Genomic DNA, 23,085 nt, shown 5'->3' with positions numbered 1-23,085 from the left:
ATATTTTCATCTTTTGTTTTTTTATATTCGATTTCAAATACAAACATACTGATAAAAAACCTTTTTGTAATTTTTCAGAATATTTTTTTAAAATTTTCTATTGACAAATTAAAAATTTGGGGGTATCATTCAAGTAGAAAGTTGATTGTCGACATTTAACAAAAAGTATTTTCTTTGAAAGTTACAAGGGGGAAAAATGAACTCATACAATATGAATATCCCTTCTAATGTCTATGGAGGGTTTGGAAGTATAGAGCATATTGAAACAATTTTAAATAAGGAAAAAGTTTCTAATGTTATAGTATTTACCGATAAAGGTGTTAGAGGAAGCAGTTTCTTTTCTGCAATAATTGAAAAAGTTGAAAACACAAAAGTAAATTACAACATAATAGATGATCTAGCTACTGAGCCAAGCTACCATGATGTAGAAAAGGTTATGGAAGAACTGGACAAATATAAAAGTGATTTTATCATAGCAGTAGGTGGAGGAAGTGTAATGGACATTGCAAAATTATGTTCTATTTTAAAAGATGCTTCTTACTCAGTAAAAGATCTTTTAAAAAATCCATCACAAGGAAGCAAACAGATAAAATCATTAATGATACCTACAACTTGCGGAACTGGTTCAGAAGCAACATGCAATTCAATAGTTGCTGTTCCTGAAGAGGGACTTAAAGTGGGAATTGTTAATAACAGCCTCATTCCTGATTATGTGATACTGGATCCTACAATGATAGAAAAACTTCCTAAGAAGCTTATAGCTTCTACTGGAGTAGATGCTCTTGCTCACTGTGTAGAATGTCTTACTTCTAAGAAAGCTAATCCTTTCAGTGACTTATATGCACTGGCTGGGGGAGAACTTATATTCAATAATATAAGGAAAGCTTATCTGAATCCAGATGATATGGAAGCAAAAACTAATATGCTTATGGGAGCCTTTTATGGAGGAATAGCAATAACTTCATCAGGAACTACAGCAGTCCATGCACTTTCTTACCCGCTAGGAGGAAAATATCATATCCCTCATGGAATCTCTAATGCAATAATGATGAGTCCAGTAATGGAGTTCAATAAAGATGCTTGCTTAGAGCAATTTTCAAGAATGTGCGACCGTTTAAGACCAGATATGAGCAAAAATACTTCTGAAGAAAAAGCTCAATATATTATAGATGAAATAAAAAATATTGTTGAAGTTACAGAAATACCTGTTAACTTAAAAGAATTTGGAGTAACTATGAATGATCTTGATTTCTTAGTTGATGCAGGAAGCAAAGTAACTAGACTGCTTTCAAATAATTTAAAAGAACTTAGCCTAGATGATATTAAAAATATTTATTTAAAAGTTTTAAATTAGGAAGGTGAAAAAATTGAACAAACTACCTATAATAGGAATCACTATGGGAGATCCAGCAAGTATAGGTCCTGAAATATCTCTTAAAGCTTTAAACAACAAAGACATCTATGACAGATGCAGACCTGTTATCATAGGAGATGCTTCAGTGATGAAGAAAGCTATTGAGTACACAGGATTAACTAATCTAAAGATTCATTCTATCAAAAATATATCAGAGGCTCTATTCCAACATGGAACTGTAGATGTCTATGATATGGGAATTGTAAATCCTGAAGACTTTGAAATTGGAAAAGTTTCAAAGGCAGCTGGAAATGCAGCTTTCCAATATGTAAAAAAAGTAATAGAACTGGCACAAAACAATGAAATAGATGCTACTATTACAAATGCTCTTAATAAGGAATCTATAAACCTTGCTGGGCATCACTACTCAGGACATACTGAAATCTATGCTGAATTCACAAAAACAAAAAAATATACAATGATGCTTGCTCATGAAAATTTAAGAGTTGTTCATGTAAGTACTCATGTATCTTTAAGAGAAGCTTGTGACAGATGTAAGAAAGAAAGAGTGTATGATGTTATAAAAATAGCTGATGACGCTTGTAAAAAACTTGGAATAAAAAATCCTAAAATTGGAGTGGCAGGACTTAATCCTCACTGTGGTGAAAACGGCCTTTTCGGTACAGAAGAAGTAGACGAAATAATTCCTGCAATAGAAAAAGCTCAGCAGGAAGGTATCAATGTTATAGGTCCTATTCCTCCTGATACTATCTTTTCTAAAGCTCGTGGAGGATGGTATGACATTGTTGTAGCTATGTATCATGACCAAGGACATATTCCTCTGAAAGTTATAGGATTTGTATATAATCAAAAAGATCAGAAGTGGGAAGCAGTTGCTGGTGTAAATATAACTTTAGGTCTTCCTATAATAAGAAGTTCTGTAGATCACGGTACAGCCTTTGATCAATCAGGAACTGGAACAGCAAATGAGCTAAGCCTTATAAATGCAATAGATTATGGAATCAAGTTAGCAGAAAACAACATAAAATAAAATATAAAAATTGGGGGTAAATCATGAAAAAATTGTTATTAATGTTATGTTTATGTGGAACATTCGTAGCTTGTGGTGAGAAAAAATCTGAAGATGCAGCGACGTCAGCAACAGCTGGTAAAAAAGTACATTTAACATTTGCTACTCAAGAAGTAGGAACAGGAGCATATCAATATGCATCTGCCATATCTAATATATTCTTAAAAGGACTTCCTGAAGGTTCAAACATTGATCTTACTACTGAGTCTCCTGGTGGAGTTGGAGCTCCGATAGTTTTGGAAAATGAACAATGCGACATTATAATGAGTAATGCTGGTCCAGCAAAATGGTCTGAAGAATCTGGAATATTAGGAAAAGAGCCTACAAAATCTACAACAGCTATTGCTGGTGGATTAGGACATGACTTCTTAAACGTTTTATTTACAAAAGAGTTTGTTGATAAAACTGGAATTACAACAGTAGAAGAATTAGTAGAAAAAAAATATCCAGTAAGAATAGCTATCAAAAAAATAGGTACTCTTGGAAATCTAGCTGGAGTTAAACTTTTTGAAACTTTTGGTGTCACATTTGATGATATAAGATCTTGGGGTGGAAGTGTTGATTTACTAGGTGGAGATGCTATAAAGATTTATCTTCAAGATGGTAAAGCTGATATGACTATTGACCACGTTGCAGCTGGTCAGGCAAATACTACTGAACTTTGTATGACTAAAGCTATGTATTTCCCTCAATTAAGTCAAGATACTTTGAACAAACTTGCAAATGCAGGATTTGACTATATTGATATTGACGCTAATACATGGAATGGACAAACAAATGTTATTAAATCTGTTGGTTCTCAACAAGTTATTCTTGTTCATAAAAATATGGATAATGATACAGCTTACAGTTTAGCTAAATCTCTTTGTGAAGGAAAAGATGAACTTGCTTCTCAACTTGCAGCTCTATCTTACTTTAATCCTGCAACAGCAGGAACTCCTGCACAAACTGGAGTTAAATTACATCCAGGTGCAGAGAGATACTACAAAGAAAAAGGATACTTAAAATAAAATTAACTTTAACTGAATGTGATAATACTAAGGGTGATCTTTGATCACCCTTATATAAAAAGGAGATAAAATGGAAAAAAGTTCTAATAGTATACGAAATTATATTCTAAATACAATTGTTGTCATTTTCATTGGATTCCAGTTATATTTAGCTTTGATAAAACCGTTGGACCCTATGCTTCAAAATCCAATGCACTTGATTTTGGCCCTTTTAGTTATTTTTATAGTGAATCCTGCTGACAAAAATTCTGGAAAAAAATGGATGAAATTGTTGGATATCCCATTTTTTGCTGGTATCATCTTTCTTCTTTACTATACAATAGTTGAGTTTCCTCGTCTTAGTATCAGAGTACAATATGTAGATATTGTTACTGCTCTGGACAAAGCAGCAACTGTTATCTGTATAATAATCCTGCTGGAAGCTGTTCGTAGAACTCTTGGAAAAATTCTTTTCATATTTATACTTCTATTTATAATATATGACTGGCTTGGAATGTACTGCCCAGGAATATTGTATTTCAAAGGTACAAATATGAGAAGCTTTACTGAAACAATGATGCTTGGTTCTGGAGGAATATTTGGAACACCTCTATATACTTCAGCAACAAGCTTATTCTACTTTATTCTATTTGGAGCATTCTTCTCTCAATGTGGTGGAGGTCAGCTGCTTATAGATTTCGGTATGAAATTCTCTAATAAAAGTGCTGGTGGACCAGCGAAAGCTGCCATCATCTCTTCTGGACTTATGGGAATGATATCTGGAAGTGCTGTTGCCAATGTATCAACTACTGGAGTTATGACTATCCCTATGATGAAAAAAGTAGGATATGAACCTCATCAGGCTGGAGCTATTGAAGCTGTTGCTTCTACAGGTGGACAGATTATGCCTCCAATCATGGGAGTAGGAGCTTTCATCATGGCAGAAATGCTTGGAGTTCCATATAAAACAGTAGCTTTTGCAGCAATTATTCCAGCTCTTGCATATTATGGGTCAGTATTCTTTCTTGTTACATTCATGGCTAAAAAAGAAGCTATTGATTCTGATAAAGAAGCTGTGACTATTGAAATAAAAGATCCTCTTCTTGAGAGAGTCTATATGATAATTCCTGCTATTGTTCTTGTTATATACATCATCTCAGGAAAATCATTGATGAGAAGTGGAATGGTTGGTATATTTGCAGTTCTGCTTTGTAACTTATTCAGTAAGTTCTACAAAGGGGGAAAATATTATCAGGCTCTTGCTACAACAGCCAATACTGCTGTAGATGGTGTAAAGCAAGCTTCTAATATTGCTATTCCTACTGCTGCTTGTGGAATAATCATTGGTGTTGTTATACAATCAGGACTTGCTACAAGATTCTCTAATATAATTGCTAAAATAGGTACTTCTCATTTAAGTATAGCTCTTATAATAGCAATGTTTGGATGTATGCTTCTTGGTATGGCTCTTCCTACAGTTGCTGCTTACCTTGTATCAAACATACTTTTTGTACCTGTATTAATAAAACTTAATGTAAATCCATTATCTGCAAATATGTTCGTATTCTACTTTGGAATAATGGCTCAAATTACTCCTCCAGTATGTCTTGCTTCATATACAGCAGCAGGAATAGCTGGTGCCGATTCTTTGAAAACAGGATTCACAGGATTTATGTATGCACTGGTTGCTTTCTTAGTACCATTTGTATTTGTTTACAATCCTGAACTTCTGTTAATGGGAACTCCAGCAGAAATTGCTAAAGCTACAGCTATCTTGTTCTTTGGAACATATCTTCTTGCAGGAGCAATTTCAGGATATATGGTAGCACCACTAAACAAGTTCAACAGAGGAATCCTCTTTATTGGTGCTCTCTGCATGATAGCCCCAGAAACTATAACAGATATAATTGGATTAGTTATTGGAGTATACATCATTACAACTGGTCTTCTTAAAAAGAAAAAAGTTCCAGTAGAAGCATAAGGAGTAATTAAATGATAATAGATAAAATAGAAAATATATCATTTTATGAAGGAATGGTAAAAAATCTTTCTGCGGCAGTTAAAACATTAGGAGAATTTAAAACTTTTGAAACTGGAAGATATGAATATGACTGGGGATTCTTCATGGTTCAAGAGGGCGTTACTAAAGGAATTGCAGAAGGAAATTTCGAAACTCATGACAAATATATAGACATTCAGATTCTTTTAGAAGGGTCTGAAGTCCTTGCCTGGGCTGAGCATAAAGAATTATTTGATCCAGAACCATATAATGAAACAAAAGATGCTACTTATTACAAGAATGGCAGTCTTGAAAACAGAATGAAAATAACTCCGGGAATGTTCTATATCTGCTTCCCACATGATGGGCATAAAGCAGTAAGACATACAGAGTTCTCAACAAGATATAAAAAGCTTGTTTTAAAATTACCAAAATAATAAAAAAGGGGATATAAATATGGAATATACACATCATGAAGTTGTTATTGCTGGGATGGGGTTAGCGGCTCTGGCATCAGCAGCAAGAATGTATGAACTTGGTATAAGAGATATTGCAATTTATACTAAGGGATATGGAGGAAGTCCAGTTATTGCTGCAATAAATTTTGTTTTACCTGACAATCCTTATGGAGATACTATAGAAAAATATGCAGATGATATGTTTAATGCTGGTTATAGAGTAGCCAATAGAAAGCTTGTAAATGAAATGGCTGAAAATACAATGAACGGATATGACCTCCTTACTAGATGGGGAATAGAATTTGCTAAGAATCCTGATGGAACTACAAAACTTAGACATGTATCTGGACACACATTCCCAAGATCACTATGTTCTACTAAAGAGTTAATAGGAGTAGAAATTGTTGATAAATTAATAGCTTCTTTAAAAGAAAAAGGAGTTAAATTCTATGAAGGATATGAATGTGTAAAAGTTCTAAGTGAGAAAAATAAGGTCTATGGAATCACAGTTAAAGATAAAAACGGAAATTTAGAAAATGTTTATTCTGAAACTGTCATAGCTGCATGGGGTGGTGTAGGAAATCTATTTGGTTCTTCTACTTATCCAATGGATATCAAAGGAAATACTCTGTCAATAGCTAAAGAAGCTGGAGCAGATTTAATAGATGTAGAGTTCTTAGAATATGAGCCTATGGTTGTAGCATATCCTCCTGGAGCAGTTGGAGAACCTTGCCCTACTGCTATGCTTGGGGAGGGAGCTCATCTGCTAAATTCAAAAGGGGATAGATTCCTTCTTAAAGTAAGACCACAGGGAGAAGCTGGTTCACCTAAGACGTTGCTGAATAAACAGATATGGAAGGAAGTTAATCTAGGAAATGGAACTGAGCATGGAGGAGTTTATGTTGATTTAAGACATATAGATAGAGAAGTGCTGAAAGCTTATCCATGGTTCTTTGATCGTTTGATGGAAAATGGAGTAGACCTTAATGAACAATTACTAGAAGTAAGCCCTATGGCTCACAGTTTCTCTGGTGGAATCAAAGTGGATAGTAATTATGAATCTACAGTTAAGGGATTCTATGCTATTGGTGAAGCTTGTGGAGGACTTCATGGAGCTTGTCGTTGTGCTGGAAATGCAGCCAGTCAGGCAGTTCTTTCAGGGTTGCTTTGTGGGCAGGCAGTTGTTAAAGCTGCTGCAAACAAAACAGAAGTAAAGAAAGAATTTCCTATTGAATACAACACAGACAAAGAGATATATAATAAGTATGTTCCTCAAATAAAAGAAATAGCTGTTAAAGCTTTGGGAATATACAGAGATGGAAAAATATTGGAAGAAGCTAAGAAAATAATTGCTGATATCTTGGAAAAAGATGAATTAGTTAAGGATACAGAAACTTTACAAATAGCAGAGTCTATTTACTTCATGCTGAAAGCTGCTTCTGAACGTAAAGAGAGCAGAGGAACTCACATGAGACTGGATTATCCAGAAGAATCTAAAGAATTTGAAAAAGAAATCACTATTTAATCAAGGGGGAAAATATAAATGAAAAATGTAGAAATAAAAGGAGTTATAGTACCTCTATTAACTCCTATGAATGCTGACGAAACAATAAATGAAAAAGAATTGAGAAATCAAGTAAATCATCAAATCAAATCAGGAATACATGCATTATTTCCTCTTGGAACAAATGGAGAAGCTTACATATTAAGCCGTGAAGAAAAAGAACAGGTTTTGAAAATAGTAGTAGATGAAGCAAAAGGAAGAGTTCCTGTGTATGGTGGAACTGGCTGTGTAAGTACAAAAGAAACGATAGAATTATCTCTAAAAGCTAAAGAGATAGGAATAGATGTTCTTTCTATCATCACTCCATCATTTGCTGCTGCATCTCAAGATGAACTTTATGAGCACTATAGAGAAGTGGCTGAAGCTGTAGATCTTCCAATAGTTTTATACAATATCCCAGCAAGAACAGGAAATGCCTTAGCCCCTGCTACAGTTGAAAAATTAAGTAAAATCCCTAATATAGTTGGAGTAAAAGACAGCAGCGGAAACTTTGATAATATGCTTCAATATATAGAAAAAACAAGATACAGAAAAGATTTTGCTGTACTGTCAGGAAATGACTCTCTTATCTTATGGTGTCTTTTAGCTGGAGGAAAAGGAGGAATAGCTGGTTGTGCCAACGTTTTCCCTTCTACAATGGCTTCTATCTATGATACTTTTGTAGCTGGAGATTTAGAAAAAGCTAGAGAAATTCAAGATAGTATTCGTTCTTTCAGAGATTGTTTTAAATTTGGAAACCCAAATACAATTGTAAAAACAGCTGTATCTCTTCTTGGATTCCCTGTTGGAAAATGCAGAAAACCTTTCTGTCAAGTTCCAGAAGCTGGAGTAGAAGCTATTAAAAAAGTTCTTGAAGCAAATGCTGCAAAAGGAATGAAATAATCAATAAGGAGTTCTTATGATAAAGCTTGTAATTATTGCTGATGATTTAACTGGTGCTTTAGATACAGGGGTTCAGTTTTCTAAAAAAAATATGTCTACCATTGTTACAACTGACTTAAACTTCAACTTCGAAGATATCTGCAAAGAAGCTGATGTAGTAGTCGTTGACACTGAAAGCAGACATATTCCTGCTGCTGAAGCTAAGGAAAGAGTAAAATCTATCCTTTCTAAATTTAATAAAAAAGAAATAAGATTCTTCTACAAGAAAACTGATTCCACTTTGAGAGGGAATCTAGGAAGTGAAATAGAAGGATTTATGGAGGGGTTGAATATTAATGAGGTTTCATTTATACCAGCTTTCCCATCAGGAAAGAGAACTGTAAAAGATGGTGTACTCTATGTAAATAATGTAAAATTAGCAGAAACTCAATTTGCTATGGATATACTGAATCCTGTAACAGATAGCTTTATTCCTGACATAATAAAAAAGCAGTCAGATATAAATGTAAAATTAAAAGATATCAACGAGGAATTTTCTCCACTAGATGATAAAGAAAAACATATCTATATTTTTGATTCTGAAAATATGGAGGACATGGAAAATATTGGAAAAGTTCTGTATAATAAAAACAAATTGAACTATACTATTGGAAATGCTGGATTTGCAGAAATCCTTACACACTATATCAAGAGCGATACTAAAAAAGAAGAGATTATTTTAGAAGATGACAGAATTCTTTTTGTATGTGGAAGTGTAAATATTACCTCTCTTAAACAGTGTAAATATGCAGAAAAAATTGGATATTGTTCAGATAGCTTGAAGTTTGGGAATATAATTTCAGAAGATTATAAGAATTCTGACAATTATATAACTGATAAAGAATATTTTAAGGAAAAAATTAACAATAATAAAAAGTTCCTTTTAAGAACTTCTGATTCAGAAGATGTAATAAAAAAAGCTATTGAATATACAGAGAAAAATAGTATTTCTATGGAAGATTTAACTTCTAATATAGCAAACAGTACAGGACAGCTTGTTTCTGACTTGATAAGAGAACATGAGATAAGAAATCTGATAATTTTTGGCGGAGATACTCTTATGGGTATCCTAAAAAATATAGGATGTCAATATATAATCCCTGTGAGTGAAATCTTCCCAGGTGTAGTATTTACTAGAGCAGTAGGAAAAGATACTGCTATAAATGTTATTACTAAAGCTGGTGGATTTGGAGAAGAGAGCATCATAGAGAGAATCAATGAATTTTTAGAAAAACACAGCATTTAAAATTTAAAGAGAATGAATAAAAAGTTAGATTATATTTTAGAAATTTGGAAATTATAAAAATTTGTGTAATTAATGAAGAGAATAAAACGTGAAAAATAGTATGTCTGAACGAAGTGAGTTTACTATTTTTAGTTTTAAGATCGAAATTAATAACAAATATTTATACTGGAAAAGTTCTAAAATTATATTTCAACTAGAAGTCATTCTCTTTTTAATTGACAATACTGTTCATTTGAGATACTCTAAATATATACGATAATTTTCTCAGGAGGTAATATATGAACTTTACATTTAACCACTTTAATTTTAATATTTTTAATCTGCCTAGAAGTTTAAAATTCTACGAAGAAGCTCTTGGACTTAAAGAAGTAAGAAGAAAAGAAGCAGAAGATGGAAGTTTTATCCTTGTATATTTAGGAGATGGAAAAACTAACTTCTCTTTGGAACTGACTTGGATGAGAGATAGAGAAGAGCCTTATGATCTTGGAGATGAGGAATTTCACTTAGCTTTAGTTACTGATGATTATGATGCTGCCTACAAAAAGCATAAAGAGATGGGATGTATAGCTTTTGAAAATCCTACTATGGGAATCTATTTTGTAACTGATCCTGATGGATACTGGATAGAAATAGTACCTAAAAGATAATATAAAAGCTCCTTTGGATAAACCAAGGGAGCTTTTTTTATTTCTAGTCTTTTTCTGCATTTTTCTTTTCAAAGCTGATAAGGATAGGTGATCCATCAAATCCAAATGCCTCTCTGAATTTATTCTCAATATATCTAGCATATGAGAAGTGTATAAGTTCTGGATAGTTACAGAACAATACAAATTTTGGTGGTGCACTTGAAACTTGTGTAGCATAATTGATTTTAACTACTCTACCTTTTCTAGTAGGTGGATTATTCATCAATACTGCGTCTTTCAATACTGTATTCAAGATACCAGTAGATATTCTCTTAGTATATTCTTCATAGATTGTATCTGATATTTCAAGTATTTTTGTAGTTCTTTGTCCTGTAAGAGCTGAAACAAACTCTATTGGAGCATATGATAAGAAAGGAAGCTCAGCATAAAGTTCCTCTTTCATACTCTTCATAGATACTTTATTCTTATCTACCAAGTCCCATTTGTTAACTACTACAACTATTGGCTTCAATTCTTCAGCAGCTATTCCTGCTATTCTTTTGTCCTGCTCAGTAAGTCCCTCTTTACCATCAAGCATAAGGATACATACATCTGCTCTCTTTATAGTTTTAATAGCTCTCAATACAGAATAGTATTCAAGGCTTTCTTCTACTTTTGATTTTCTTCTGATACCAGCAGTATCTATTATCATGTATTTGTTATCTTTGTATTGAACTATAGTGTCAATAGCATCTCTTGTAGTTCCTGCTATATCACTTACAATAGTTCTCTCTTCTCCTGATAATCTGTTTACCAGTGAAGATTTTCCAGCATTTGGCTTCCCGATGATAGCAAGTTTCAATACATCTTCTTCCTCTTCTGGCAAGTCGATTTTTTCTATCATTTCAGTTACCATATCCAGCATATCTCCAAGGTTTACCTTGTGTGCTCCTGAAACTGGGATAAGGTGTTCAAATCCAAGTCCCCAGAAATCATAAACATCATCTTGCTGCTGAAGGAAATTATCTATCTTATTTACACATAAAATAATAGGCTTCTGTTTTTTTCTAAGGATATATGCTATCTCTTCATCAAGAGGGTTAACTCCTGATTTTCCATCAACTACAAAAAGGATAACATCAGCTTCATTCATAGCAACTTCTGCCTGTTCCTTTATTTTTGTCATCATAAATTCATTGTTTCTTGGCTCAAGACCTCCAGTATCTACAACAACAAATTCCACTCCATTCCATTCTGTCTCTCTATATAGTCTGTCTCTTGTAACACCTGGCATGTCATCAACTATAGCTATTCTGTCTCCTACCAGATTATTGAAAAGTGTCGATTTTCCAACATTTGGTCTTCCAACGATTGCAACAATAGGCTTCATTATATACCTCCCTATTTAATTAAAATTATTTATCTTCTCTTATTATTATTTTCTCTAGGAATTAAAATATCCTTTTGTTTTTGCTTCTTTCCATTATCTTTTTCTACAAAAAGTTTCTTATTTGTAAAAGGATTTATTTCTGTATAGTACATAAGTGTAGAATATGTAGACGGTGTAGGGGTAAATACCTGTACCTGTTCTGGATTTATCCTTAGTTCAGATGAGGCAAATCTTCTCAGATCAAGCATATCTTTTTCATCACACCCTGGATGAGCCGCTATCAAATAATAAGTTAAAAACTGTTTTTTTCCCAATTTACTGTTTATCTTATAGAATTTTTCTTTGAATTCCTTCAAAGGAGCTTTTCCCTGTTTACCCATAAGAGCTAAAACTTTGTCCTCTGTATGTTCAGGAGCTATTTTCATCTGTCCAGATACATGATCTTTGATTATTTCTTCAAGATAGATCTGTCCATTTCTTTTATCATCTAAAATCATATCATATCTTATTCCAGATGCAATAAATATTTTTTTTATTTTATCAATATTTTTTAATTTATCTAAAAGTTCTACCTGATTGTTATGATCTATTTTCAATGCTGGACATTTCTGTGGATAGAGGCATCTTCTATCCTGACAGGCTCCCAGCTTCAATTTCTTGCTGCATTCTACATCATACATATTAGCAGTAGGTCCTCCTACATCTGCTATGTATCCTTTAAATTTAGGAGCAGAGGCTATCTCTTTTACCTCTTCCACAATAGAATCCTGACTTCTTGATATAACTGTTCTTCCTTGATGAATAGCTATTGCACAGAAATTACATTCTCCATAGCATCCTCTATGAGTAGTCACAGAAGTTCTAATAGTATCCAGAGCTCTCACTTCTCCCATAGCTTTATAATAAGGATGTACATCTCTTTCAAAGTCCATAGAATAAATACTGTCCAGTTCCTCAGAAGTAAAATTTTCACATGGAGGATTCTGTATCAAATATCTGTCCCCACAAGGCTGACATAATCCTTTAGCCGTAATTGGATCGCAGTTGTGATAGAATATATCAAAAGCTTTTGCAAACTCCTTCTTGTCCTTCACACACTCTTCAAAAGATGGCAGCTCCAAATAGCTGTCCTTTTTTTCTTTAGCTATATAACTTAATCCTCTTATGTTTCTCCATTCTCTTCCACCTTTCAGTGCCTGAGCCAGAGCCAGCATAGATTTTTCTCCCATTCCATAAGAAAGAATATCTGCCTTTGCATCAAATATCAAAGGTCTTCTCAAATTATTGCTCCAGTAATCATAATGAGTGATTCTTCTCAAACTTGCTTCGATTCCTCCTAAAACTATAGGAGCATTTCCATTTTTAAAGAATCTTTTTATGAGATTGGTATACACCATAGAAGCCCTGTCTGGTCTTCTTGTATTTTCTCCTCCTGGAGTAAAATCATCACTTTTTCTTTTCTTTTTTGTTGCTGTATAGTTGGCTACCATGGAATCTACACATCCTGCTGAAACTGCCCAGTATAAATTAGGCTCTCCCAGTCTTGTAATATCCTTATCACTGTTGATATCTGGCTGAGCTATTATTCCAACTTTAAATCCATGCTTATATAACCATTTTCCTATCAGTGCACTTCCATTATAGGAAGAATCTATATATGTATCTCCAGATATTAATATTATATCTAAAGAATCCCATCCTAATTTCCTTACCTCTTCCATTGTTGTAGGCAAAAACATATTTAATCACCTGTTCTTTAAGACTTCCCTTTATTTTATCATAAAATACTGATATTAGCTATATTTTCTTTACAAAGTATAATCCTAAAATCAGAACCATTTCATAAAAAAAACTATCAAATAAGCAGATAAAATTTTTAAAATATTCTTCTGCTTATGAGATAGCCTCTTAATATGTTTATATTTTTTATTTGTTATATTGCTTTTTATATATTGCCTCTACAAATCCTCTGAATAATGGATGAGGATTATTAGGCCTTGTTTTAAATTCTGGATGGAATTGCCCTGCTATAAAGAATGGATGAACTTCTTTTGAAAGCTCCACTATCTCTGCCAGTGTCCCATCAGGAGAATTCCCTGATATTAAAAGTCCTGCCTTTTGTATCTCATCTTTAAATTTATTATTAAATTCAAATCTGTGTCTATGTCTTTCATGTATCAGCTCTTCACTATACAATTCTTTTGCAAGTGTTCCCTCTTTAAGCACACATGGATATGCTCCTAATCTCATTGTTCCACCCATGTTTTCTATATTTTTTTGATCAATCATAATATCTATTACTGGATACTTAGTATCCTTATCAAATTCTGTAGAATTTGCTCCAGACATTCCCATTACATTTCTGGCAAACTCAATTACTGCAAGCTGCATTCCCAGACATATTCCAAGAAAAGGAATTTTATTCTCTCTGGCAAATTTTATTGCCTCCATTTTCCCTTCGATTCCTCTGCTCCCAAATCCACCTGGAACAAGTATCCCGTTATATCCCTCTAGTCTTTTCATATCAAGATTTTCCGCCTGAATATAGTCAATTTCAGCTTTGTACCCTTGAGCATATGCTGCATTTTCTATAGCTTCATTTACACTGATATAGGCATCCTTTAATTCAACATATTTTCCTACTACTGCTAATCTTATTCTTTCCTTTGGATTTTTTATTTTATCTACAACTTCTTTCCAAGGTGTAAGATCAATCTCTCTGTCTTCTATTCCTAATTTTTTACAAGCTGTTTTTGCCAGTCCCTTTTCTTCCATCACAAGAGGAAGTTCATATATAGTTCCAGCATCTTGTGCTTCTATTACTGCATCTATATCTATGTCACAAAACATTGAAAGTTTTCTTCTTATATCATCACTAATAGGATGCTCTGTTCTGCACACAAGAATATCTGGTCTTATTCCAAGTCCCATAAGTTCTTTTACTGAGTGCTGTGAAGGCTTAGTTTTTAATTCTCCTGCTGCTTTTAAGTAAGGAAGAAGCGTCACATGAATGTAGATAACATTTTCTCTTCCCACATCATATCTGAATTGTCTTATTGCTTCCAAAAATGGAGTAGACTCAATATCTCCTACTGTTCCTCCAATTTCTGTTATAACTATATCTGAACCATTAGCTTTTCCTACTATCTCTATTTTTGATTTTATCTCATTTGTAATATGAGGAATTATCTGAACAGTTTTACCTAAATATTCCCCTTTTCTCTCTTTGTTTATAACTGACTGATATATTTTTCCTGTTGTTATATTATTATATTTTGTAAGATTCTGATCAATGAATCTTTCATAATGTCCTAAATCTAAGTCTGTTTCAGCTCCATCATCAGTTACAAAAACCTCTCCATGTTCATATGGATTCATTGTTCCCGGATCAATATTAATATATGGGTCGAATTTTTGGATAGTTACATTATATCCTCTTTCTCTAAGCAGTCTACCTAATGAAGATGCTGTTATCCCTTTTCCTAATGATGATACTACTCCCCCTGTTACAAATATGTACTTAGTTTCTTTCATAAATATCCTCCATAAAGTAATTTTATTTTCAATAATCAAAAAAAGACGAAAAAAAAATCGTCTTTTATTTTAAAGAAAAATTGCACGTTTTTCTTTGGATATTTTTTTTATTTGTAAATATTTTTTACTTAATGAGTATATCATACTTTTTTTTAAAGCACAATATTTTTTTTATTTTATAGAAAACCATATTTCCATATCCTTTTCATTGCTGTCAGGATAAATTTCTATATCTGCAGTCTCACCATAAGTATATCCTGAATGTGGAAGCCACTCAGTATAGAATCTTCTGTAAATTTTCTGTGAATTTTCTAAAAAAGGAGATGAACATCTAAAAACTGCCCATGTTCCTCCAGGTATTTTATGCCTTTCCATACCATCTTCACCTTCTCTATCATTAAAGACAGCTATATAGTACCAAACTTCCTTATTGTTATATAATGAAACTCCAAGGATATTTTTATCCTTTGCATTATATTTTAATAATTTTTCTATATTTTTATTTTTTATATTTTCATTCCAGAAATCAGGAATTTCAAAAAAATTTTTCTCCATATCCAATTCAATCTTTTTTCCAATTCCTAATATATCAAGAGAATCTTTTTCAGTTATATAGTACTCTAATTCCTCTTCTCCTTTAACTGAAAGTGAAAATGTTAATTTAGGATATGTTTTTAATGTTATATTTTTATTTCTAGCAATAGAGGGAGAAATTTTATGTATACTTTGAAAAGCTCTACTGAAAGAAGTTGGTGAATCATATCCATATTTAGCTGAAAGTTCCAGTATCTTTATATCACTTCTTTGGAGCTCAAAAGCAGCTTTTGTCATTTTTCTTCTTCTGATATATTCTCCCAATGTTACCCCTGCAATATATGAAAACATTCTCTGAAAATGATAGACAGAACAGCAGGCTATTTTAGAAGCTTTAGTATAATCTATTTTATTTTCAAGATTCATTTCTATATATTCAACAGCTTCATTGAGTCTTTCTATCCATTCCATCATATTTCTCCTTTCTTTCTATCATAACATTATAAAAAAATTCTCCCTATACTTTTTTATCACCTTTTAGTTTACTCAATATTGCTCCAAAAATTATACAGCACAGTATAAAAAATATTCCTCCTGTAAATATTACTTCTTTCCAGCAAATATATTGATTCATCATAAGATTTCTTATATTTTCTATTATATGAGTAAATGGATTCATGAGTACTGCTGTTCTAAAATTTCCTGTCATATTTTTTAATGGAAAAAGTGCTGTACTTATAAAAAATACTGGAAGAACTAAAGTATTGATTACTGTAAAAAAAGCATCTTCATTTGGGAGAAGAAGACTTAAAAAATATGATACCCCTGCTGTAAAGAAAGCAGTTAAAAAGAGAAGAATTATAATTACAATTATTCCTTTTATTCCACTTCTTATATAGATAGATGAAAAAGCTGAAATTGCAATCAATATCCCAATTTCTAAAAAAGAAACAGTAATAGTTTCAAGAAGATGTCCTAAAATAATATCACTTCTTTTTACAGGTGATATTAATATTCTGTAAAAACTTCCATTCTTTTTAGTTATATAGTTACTTATCCCACTACTCCCTGAACTTGAAAAAATAACAAGCACTAATATTCCTGGAAGTATAAATTCAATATAATTTCCTCCTGTCTCTCCTTTCATGGTCATTTCAGCTGCTTTGCTATAAAAAATAAGCCATAACATAGGTTGTAGGATACTCATTATTATAGTTATTGGATTCTGGATACGCCACTTTAAATTTCTTCTGAAAATTGTTCCTAGAGCCATATTTTTTCACCCTCTTTACTTTCCTTCATAATATTCAAAAAAATTTCTTCTAAATCTGGTTTTAATAACCCAAAATATACAAAGTTTATTTTGTTATCCAATAAAATCTTATTTAAATGGGTAATTTCACTCTGATTATTTATTTTTAAATAAAGTTCATCTTTTTTTAACTCTATATCATCTCTCTCAAAAATTTTTTCTTTTACATATTCAGCAATTTCTTCATTTTCAAATCCTATCTTTACAATCTTTTGATTTATGTATTTTCCTAAACTATCAATAGTTCCCTGAGCTGCTATATTTCCATTTTTTAATATACATATATAATCACTTAATTCCTGAGCTTCTTCAAGGTAATGTGTCGTTAAAAAAATAGTTGCACCATATTTTTCTTTTATTCTTCTCATCATTTTCCATATAGATTTTCTTGAATGTATATCTATTCCCACTGTTGGTTCATCTAAAAATAATATTTTAGGATATGATATCATATTCACAGCAATATCCAATCTTCTTTTTACCCCTCCTGAATATGTAGAAACTGGATATTCTCTATATTCTTCCAAGTCAAATTCATGTATGAATATTTCTACTCTGTTTTTAAGTTCATTTTTTGCTATTCCATACAATTCCCCTTGAAAAATTAAATTTTCCTCTAAAGAAAGATGTTCATCAATAGATATATTTTGTGCTACACAAGCTATTTCTTTTCTTATTTCCTGACTCTCTTTTCTTAAATCTTTTCCTGATATTTTCACTTCACCACCATTATAATTTAAATAAGTGGTCAATATATTTATCAAAGTTGATTTCCCAGCTCCATTAGGTCCTAAAAGTGAAAAAATTTCTCCCTGTTTAATTATAAGTTTTTCTATATCTAATACTTTCTCTCTGTTTTTATAATTTTTTATAAGATTATTTATCTGAATTATTTCCATAGATTGCTCCTTTAACTAATTTCTATCGATAGTAAATAAAGTTTAGCATAATATAAATTATAATTCCTCTCAATCTCTGCACAAAAATGGCATAAAAAAATATACCTCAATCTGCTGTTCACATTCAACAGATAAGGTATATTCAATAAAAATTATTTATTTGTCATCTAATAAAAAAATCTTGTTTTTTATATCTAAATTTAATTTATTTTTTCTGTATTCTCTTGGAGTCATTCCCAGCATTCTGCAAAATACTTTTGAAAAGTAGCTTGGACTATTAAATCCAGCCTGCAAGCATATCTCTGTTACTGGAAGTTCACTTTTTCTAAGGAGTTCTGCTGCTGTATATATCCGATATTTCTGTAGATATTCTATTGGTGATGTTCCTATTGTTCTTGCAAAACATCTCAATGCTTCCCTTTCTCCTATAAATGCTTCCTTTGCTATATCTCCAAGACTTATATCTTCAGAGTAATTTTTATGTATAAAAGTCAGCATATACTTCATTCGTTCTCTGTCTGTATTATTACTCCCATTGGATTTTTCTAAAAGCTCCTGATTTTCTCTCACTATATTCAATAGTATTTCACTTAGTACATTTCTTATTACTATTTCATAGCCTAATATTTCATCAGCATAGGAAAAATATCCTTGTATGAGTTTCTGAGAATCCTCTTCTGTTAGCTCCAATGCTGAAAGCTCCTTGCAGTTAATAAGAGGTATTATGTATTTCTGATCTATCTTACTCCCCTTTTCTCCACATATCAGCACTTTATCAAATACAAAAGATATTATTCTACATTCCTCTCTTGCATCCATTCTCATAAAATGCATCTCTTCTGAATTTATAAAAAGACTTTCTCCCTTTTTAAGAGTAAACTTTTTATTTTCTATCTCAATATAGAGTGTCCCTTTGTATATAGTTATTATCTCTATTTCTTTATGCCAGTGCCATGCTATCTCTCCAGCTGTATATTTAGATACATCTGAAAAATACACAGCACAGGGAAATTCATAATTTCCATGTACAGCAAGTTCTTCATTATTTTTATCAGTTAGTATCTTAGTACACTGCATTTTCACTCCTTAGTCGTTATAGTTATATTATTAGTCTATATACTTGTTGATTATATGCTTTTATGTCTATATAATTATATTGTAGATTCGACATTTTGTCAATGTGAGGATGGAAGATATCTGTAAAAAAAGCCTGACTTCTACAAGCCAGGCTCAAAATTTATTTTCTCTGTATATTATAATGTTTCAACTATTTTTTCTTAGAGTATTTGATAGCATCAAATGCCACAGCAGCTACAATTATCATACCTTTTATGATATATTGCCAGTATGGACTTACTCCTACATAAGTCAAACCATAGTTGATAACAGTAAGGATGATAACTCCTGTTATTACCCCAGATATCTTTCCAACTCCTCCATAGAATGAAACTCCACCAATAACACAGGCTGCAATGGCATCCATTTCATACATATTTCCTAAGTTGTTTGTAGCTGATCCAATACGCCCAGCTTCAAGCAGTCCACCAAAAGCATAATACATTCCTGATAGGGCATATATTTTTACAAGTGTCCAAGCTACATTTACTCCAGATACTTTTGCTGCTTCTGGATTTCCACCAACGGCAAAAACATTTTTTCCAAATTTTGTTTTATTCCACAATATCCACATTATTACAGTAGCAATTGCAGCATATATAATAAGATAAGACATATTAAAACTTGGAGTTCCTATATATCCCTGTGCAAATGAACTGTAACTTTTACTGAATCCTGATATTGGAGAAGCACCAACATAGTCATAATATAATGAATTGATTCCATAAACAATAGTCATCATTCCCAAAGTAGCAATAAAGGGATGAACATTAAGTTTTGCAACTATAAGACCATTTATTGATCCAATTATCATACCTACAACCATTACAATTAGAATTGCTCCAATAACTGGGAATTCCTCTAAATTAGGAAATACTTTATTTACATTGGTAGTGGCCTGCAGCAATGTTGCAGAGATAACAGCTGAAAATCCTACCTGTCTACCTACTGAAAGGTCAGTACCTTGAGTTACAATCAATCCAGCAACTCCAAGAGCTATAATTGCTCTAACTGATGATTGAGTAAGAATATTCTTAAAATTTCTTATACTTAAAAACGAAGGTTCTTTAGCTATTATTAAAATCAGCATTAAGAAAAGAACAAGATAAAGTCCACTTTGTATAAATAATTTTTTAAAATCAATTTTTCCATCTTTTGTACGTATATTCATTTTTTTCTCCCTTTTTTTCTATAGATATTTTGCTGATAAAGTCATTATTTCTTCCTGGGTTGTTTCAGATGTTTTTACTATCCCTGCAACTCTACCATTACTCATAACAAGTATTCTGTCTGTTACTCCCAGAAGTTCTGGCATTTCAGAAGAAATCATAATAATTCCTTTATCTTTTTTAGCAAGTTCAATCATAAGCTGATAAATTTCAAACTTTGCCAAAACATCTATTCCTCTTGTAGGTTCATCCAGCATAAGTACATCTGGCTCTGTTAAAAGCCATCTTCCTAATATTACTTTCTGCTGATTTCCTCCAGACAAAGAACCTATACTTGTTGATTGAGAAGGTGTTTTTACTCTCATACTGTCAATTACCCATTGAGTATCTTTTTTAATCCCCTTATCACTTAATAAACGGAATTTACTTAAATATCTATCAAGATTTGAAATAGTTGAGTTGAAACCTACATTCAGCATACTGTATATACCTGTAGCTCTACGTTCCTCTGTTACTAAAGCAAATCCATTTTCTATTGCTTCATTAGGAGTCTTATTTTTAACTTCCTTTCCATTTAAAAATATATTTCCTGCTGCTTTTTCTCTTATACCAAATATTGTTTCTACAATATCTGTTCTCTTGGCTCCAACCAGTCCAGCTACTCCCAATATTTCACCTTTATGAAGTTCAAAGCTGATATTATTAATAGATGGCTGTTTTGCAGCTGTAAGTCCTTCAACCTTTAAAATACACTCTTTTACCACATTATCTTTTGGAGGAAAACGATTAGTCAAATCTCTTCCTACCATCATATTTATTATTTGGTCAGTTGAAAGATCTGCAACTGATTCTGTAGCTATCCATTTACCATCTCTAAGGATAGTTATATCATCAGATATAGCTTTTATCTCTTCCATTTTATGAGAAATATATACAATTCCGCATCCTCTATCTCTTAATTTATTAATTATTTTAAACAGATGTTCTACCTCTTTTTCAGTAAGTGAAGAAGTTGGTTCGTCCATCACGATTATTTTCGAATTATATGATACTGCTTTTGCTATTTCTATCATTTGTCTTTCTGAAACAGCTAGGTCTGCTACTTTTGAACGTGGATCTACATCTATCTCAAGTTCTTCAAATATTTTTTTAGTGTCATTATACATTTTTTTTTCATCTATAAAAAATCCTTTTTGTGGGTATCTTCCAAGCCAGATATTATCAAGCACATTTCTTTGAAGTACTTGATTAAGTTCTTGATGAACCATTGATACTCCATTATCTAGAGCTTCCTTTGCAGAAGTAAAGTTTATTTCTTTCCCTTCAAAAAGTATCTTTCCACTATCTTTCTCATAGATTCCAAATAAACATTTCATCAGAGTTGATTTTCCAGCACCATTCTCACCCATAAGTGCATGAACAGAGTGAGGTCTAACTTTCAAATTAGCCCCATCTAATGCTTTTACCCCCGGAAACTCTTTAGAGATATTATCCATTTCTAGCATATATTCTAAATTTTTCATATTGTCTCCTCACTATAACTAACTTTCTTTTCTATATCCTTTTTGGGAAAAAGGGAGATGTGTCTACAAAACAATCCCCCTTCTCTTCCCAAAATAATTTATTTATATAATTTTATCTTATTTAAATTCTGCTACATTATCTTTATCAATTCCAATACTAGGTATTAAAATTTCTTTTTCATCTAATTTCCATTCAGTTCCTTCAGTTGGAGCTTTTCCTTCTGCTAGATTAACTACCATATCCCAAGTAGCTTTTCCTTGACCTTTAGCATCATTAAGAACAGTTCCAGCCATTTCTCCAGCTTCAATCTTAACAATAGCTTCTGGTAAAGCATCTACTCCAAATACTGGAAGTTTCTTTCCAACAGCTTTCATTGATTCAATAGCTCCTAAAGCCATTCCATCATTATTACAGATAACAACTTCAATTTTATCTCCATTAGGTCCTGATAACCATGCATCCATTTTATCTTTTGCTTGTGCAGTATCCCACATAGCAGCATCTAGATGTAATTCTTCAGTTTCTATTCCATTATCATTTAAAGTTTTGATTGAATAAATAGTTCTTGCTTCAGCATCTGGATGTCCTGGTTCTCCTTTAATCATTACATATTGGATTTTTCCATCTTTATTTAAGTCTAAATCTGGATTAGCTTTCCAAGCTTTCATGATAAGTTCCCCTTGAGCTATTCCTTGAGCATTAGGGTCGATTCCTACATAATAAGCTTTATCATAAGCTGCTAAAACTTCCTTTGCAGGTTTTTTATTATAGAATACAACTGGTACATTTTCAGCTTTAATTTTTTCCATTACTGTTTGTCCAGCTGCTGGGTCAACTAAGTTTACTGCTAATGCATCTGTTCCTTTTGAAAGCATTACATCAATCTGGTCATTTTGAGTTTGTTGGCTGTTTTGAGAGTCAACCATTGTTAAATCAACTTTATCTTCTATTTTCTTAGCTTCGTCTAGTACTACTTTTCTGTATAAAGCAATAAAGTTATCGTCAAATTTATAAGCTGTGAAACCTATTCTTAATTTTTTCTCTGCTTTTGGTGCTGATGCTGTATCTGCTGGAGCAGCTTCTTTTTTGTCACCACATCCAGTTAATCCTGCTGCTAACAATAGTGCCCCTAGTATTAAACTTGTTTTTTTCATAGCTAAAATACCTCCTAAGTTTTTATAAAGCTCTTCTGTACTTTTTTAGAACTTTATAATTTATTTATGAAACTAAGATTTTAAAACTATACTTTCACTAATTAATATAATCTTTTATTCAATCTTTGTCAATATCTTTACATAAAAATTCTGAAAACTTTGTAAACTAAAGATAAATAATTCAAACTTATTTAAAAACTTTTTTA

General features: G+C 32.1%; 19 protein-coding genes. 9 read left to right on the top strand and 10 right to left on the bottom strand.

Annotation, left to right across the window (positions count from 1 at the left end):
• The first annotated feature begins 196 nt into the window (after positions 1-196).
• The 9 genes from C4N20_RS09180 (at position 197) to C4N20_RS09140 (ending at position 10,268) form a co-directional block, all read left to right on the top strand.
• Positions 197-1,354: an iron-containing alcohol dehydrogenase gene (locus tag C4N20_RS09180; protein WP_005979292.1), complete on the top strand. Its 1,158-nt coding sequence runs from the start codon at positions 197-199 to the stop codon at positions 1,352-1,354.
• A 13-nt stretch (positions 1,355-1,367) separates the two neighbouring features.
• Entirely contained in the window at positions 1,368-2,405 is a 1,038-nt protein-coding gene (pdxA, locus tag C4N20_RS09175) for a 4-hydroxythreonine-4-phosphate dehydrogenase PdxA (RefSeq protein ID WP_231940493.1), read from the top strand.
• Between the two features lie 23 nt (positions 2,406-2,428).
• Positions 2,429-3,454: a TAXI family TRAP transporter solute-binding subunit gene (locus C4N20_RS09170; protein WP_005979288.1), complete on the top strand. Its 1,026-nt coding sequence runs from the start codon at positions 2,429-2,431 to the stop codon at positions 3,452-3,454.
• 70 nt (positions 3,455-3,524) lie between these two features.
• Entirely contained in the window at positions 3,525-5,414 is a 1,890-nt protein-coding gene (locus tag C4N20_RS09165) for a TRAP transporter permease (RefSeq protein WP_005979286.1), read from the top strand.
• 11 nt (positions 5,415-5,425) lie between these two features.
• Complete coding sequence (locus tag C4N20_RS09160) at positions 5,426-5,869, top strand: NanQ anomerase/TabA/YiaL family protein (protein WP_005979281.1); 444 nt, start codon at positions 5,426-5,428, stop codon at positions 5,867-5,869.
• A gap of 19 nt (positions 5,870-5,888) precedes the next feature.
• Positions 5,889-7,415, top strand: a complete 1,527-nt coding sequence (locus tag C4N20_RS09155) for an FAD-binding protein (protein WP_005979280.1) — start codon at positions 5,889-5,891, stop codon at positions 7,413-7,415.
• Between the two features lie 18 nt (positions 7,416-7,433).
• Complete coding sequence (gene dapA / locus C4N20_RS09150) at positions 7,434-8,336, top strand: 4-hydroxy-tetrahydrodipicolinate synthase (protein ID WP_005979279.1); 903 nt, start codon at positions 7,434-7,436, stop codon at positions 8,334-8,336.
• A gap of 16 nt (positions 8,337-8,352) precedes the next feature.
• Positions 8,353-9,621, top strand: a complete 1,269-nt coding sequence (locus tag C4N20_RS09145; protein WP_005979278.1) for a four-carbon acid sugar kinase family protein — start codon at positions 8,353-8,355, stop codon at positions 9,619-9,621.
• Positions 9,622-9,899: 278 nt separating this feature from the next.
• Positions 9,900-10,268: a VOC family protein gene (locus tag C4N20_RS09140; RefSeq protein WP_005979276.1), complete on the top strand. Its 369-nt coding sequence runs from the start codon at positions 9,900-9,902 to the stop codon at positions 10,266-10,268.
• 43 nt (positions 10,269-10,311) lie between these two features.
• On the opposite strand, the gene der is transcribed toward C4N20_RS09140, so the two are convergent.
• From der to mglB, 10 genes are all read right to left on the bottom strand, one after another.
• Complete coding sequence (gene der, locus C4N20_RS09135; protein ID WP_005979274.1) at positions 10,312-11,637, bottom strand: ribosome biogenesis GTPase Der; 1,326 nt, start codon at positions 11,635-11,637, stop codon at positions 10,312-10,314.
• A gap of 29 nt (positions 11,638-11,666) precedes the next feature.
• Entirely contained in the window at positions 11,667-13,376 is a 1,710-nt protein-coding gene (locus tag C4N20_RS09130; RefSeq protein WP_005979272.1) for a YgiQ family radical SAM protein, read from the bottom strand.
• A 187-nt stretch (positions 13,377-13,563) separates the two neighbouring features.
• A complete protein-coding gene (locus C4N20_RS09125; protein ID WP_005979270.1) occupies positions 13,564-15,171 on the bottom strand; it encodes a CTP synthase in 1,608 nt (535 codons plus the stop codon).
• 171 nt (positions 15,172-15,342) lie between these two features.
• Entirely contained in the window at positions 15,343-16,176 is an 834-nt protein-coding gene (locus tag C4N20_RS09120) for an AraC family transcriptional regulator (protein ID WP_005979268.1), read from the bottom strand.
• Positions 16,177-16,222: 46 nt separating this feature from the next.
• Positions 16,223-16,978, bottom strand: a complete 756-nt coding sequence (locus C4N20_RS09115; protein ID WP_005979266.1) for an ABC transporter permease — start codon at positions 16,976-16,978, stop codon at positions 16,223-16,225.
• Positions 16,969-17,916, bottom strand: coding sequence for an ABC transporter ATP-binding protein (locus C4N20_RS09110; RefSeq protein ID WP_005979264.1), 948 nt, complete (start codon positions 17,914-17,916; stop codon positions 16,969-16,971). The genes C4N20_RS09115 and C4N20_RS09110 overlap by 10 nt, the downstream gene beginning before the upstream one ends.
• A 156-nt stretch (positions 17,917-18,072) precedes the next feature.
• On the bottom strand, positions 18,073-18,993 hold the full coding sequence (locus C4N20_RS09105; RefSeq protein ID WP_005979262.1) for an AraC family transcriptional regulator: 921 nt from the start codon (positions 18,991-18,993) through the stop codon (positions 18,073-18,075).
• 190 nt (positions 18,994-19,183) lie between these two features.
• The gene (gene mglC, locus C4N20_RS09100; RefSeq protein WP_005979260.1) at positions 19,184-20,203 is read right to left on the bottom strand and encodes a galactose/methyl galactoside ABC transporter permease MglC; all 1,020 of its coding nucleotides are present in this window, start codon (positions 20,201-20,203) and stop codon (positions 19,184-19,186) included.
• Between the two features lie 18 nt (positions 20,204-20,221).
• On the bottom strand, positions 20,222-21,724 hold the full coding sequence (gene mglA, locus C4N20_RS09095) for a galactose/methyl galactoside ABC transporter ATP-binding protein MglA (RefSeq protein ID WP_005979258.1): 1,503 nt from the start codon (positions 21,722-21,724) through the stop codon (positions 20,222-20,224).
• Positions 21,725-21,841: 117 nt separating this feature from the next.
• Entirely contained in the window at positions 21,842-22,879 is a 1,038-nt protein-coding gene (gene mglB / locus C4N20_RS09090; RefSeq protein ID WP_005979257.1) for a galactose/glucose ABC transporter substrate-binding protein MglB, read from the bottom strand.
• Positions 22,880-23,085: the final 206 nt, after the last annotated feature.

The sequence above is a fragment of the Fusobacterium ulcerans genome, assembly GCF_003019675.1.
Classification (GTDB): domain Bacteria; phylum Fusobacteriota; class Fusobacteriia; order Fusobacteriales; family Fusobacteriaceae; genus Fusobacterium_A; species Fusobacterium_A ulcerans.
Note: the sequence above shows the minus strand (reverse complement) of the source record. Positions and strands in the feature narration are given on the sequence as shown.

What these genes read in the sequence shown, in the direction of transcription:
- C4N20_RS09180 (WP_005979292.1), top strand. Translation starts at nt 197, where the DNA reads ATGAACTCATACAATATGAATATCCCTTCTAATGTCTATGGAGGGTTT.
- C4N20_RS09170 (WP_005979288.1), top strand. Translation starts at nt 2,429, where the DNA reads ATGAAAAAATTGTTATTAATGTTATGTTTATGTGGAACATTCGTAGCT.
- C4N20_RS09165 (WP_005979286.1), top strand. Translation starts at nt 3,525, where the DNA reads ATGGAAAAAAGTTCTAATAGTATACGAAATTATATTCTAAATACAATT.
- C4N20_RS09160 (WP_005979281.1), top strand. Translation starts at nt 5,426, where the DNA reads ATGATAATAGATAAAATAGAAAATATATCATTTTATGAAGGAATGGTA.
- C4N20_RS09155 (WP_005979280.1), top strand. Translation starts at nt 5,889, where the DNA reads ATGGAATATACACATCATGAAGTTGTTATTGCTGGGATGGGGTTAGCG.
- dapA (WP_005979279.1), top strand. Translation starts at nt 7,434, where the DNA reads ATGAAAAATGTAGAAATAAAAGGAGTTATAGTACCTCTATTAACTCCT.
- C4N20_RS09145 (WP_005979278.1), top strand. Translation starts at nt 8,353, where the DNA reads ATGATAAAGCTTGTAATTATTGCTGATGATTTAACTGGTGCTTTAGAT.
- C4N20_RS09140 (WP_005979276.1), top strand. Translation starts at nt 9,900, where the DNA reads ATGAACTTTACATTTAACCACTTTAATTTTAATATTTTTAATCTGCCT.
- der (WP_005979274.1), bottom strand. Translation starts at nt 11,637, where the DNA reads ATGAAGCCTATTGTTGCAATCGTTGGAAGACCAAATGTTGGAAAATCG.
- C4N20_RS09130 (WP_005979272.1), bottom strand. Translation starts at nt 13,376, where the DNA reads ATGTTTTTGCCTACAACAATGGAAGAGGTAAGGAAATTAGGATGGGAT.
- C4N20_RS09125 (WP_005979270.1), bottom strand. Translation starts at nt 15,171, where the DNA reads ATGAAAGAAACTAAGTACATATTTGTAACAGGGGGAGTAGTATCATCA.
- C4N20_RS09120 (WP_005979268.1), bottom strand. Translation starts at nt 16,176, where the DNA reads ATGGAATGGATAGAAAGACTCAATGAAGCTGTTGAATATATAGAAATG.
- C4N20_RS09115 (WP_005979266.1), bottom strand. Translation starts at nt 16,978, where the DNA reads ATGGCTCTAGGAACAATTTTCAGAAGAAATTTAAAGTGGCGTATCCAG.
- C4N20_RS09110 (WP_005979264.1), bottom strand. Translation starts at nt 17,916, where the DNA reads ATGGAAATAATTCAGATAAATAATCTTATAAAAAATTATAAAAACAGA.
- C4N20_RS09105 (WP_005979262.1), bottom strand. Translation starts at nt 18,993, where the DNA reads ATGCAGTGTACTAAGATACTAACTGATAAAAATAATGAAGAACTTGCT.
- mglC (WP_005979260.1), bottom strand. Translation starts at nt 20,203, where the DNA reads ATGAATATACGTACAAAAGATGGAAAAATTGATTTTAAAAAATTATTT.
- mglA (WP_005979258.1), bottom strand. Translation starts at nt 21,724, where the DNA reads ATGAAAAATTTAGAATATATGCTAGAAATGGATAATATCTCTAAAGAG.
- mglB (WP_005979257.1), bottom strand. Translation starts at nt 22,879, where the DNA reads ATGAAAAAAACAAGTTTAATACTAGGGGCACTATTGTTAGCAGCAGGA.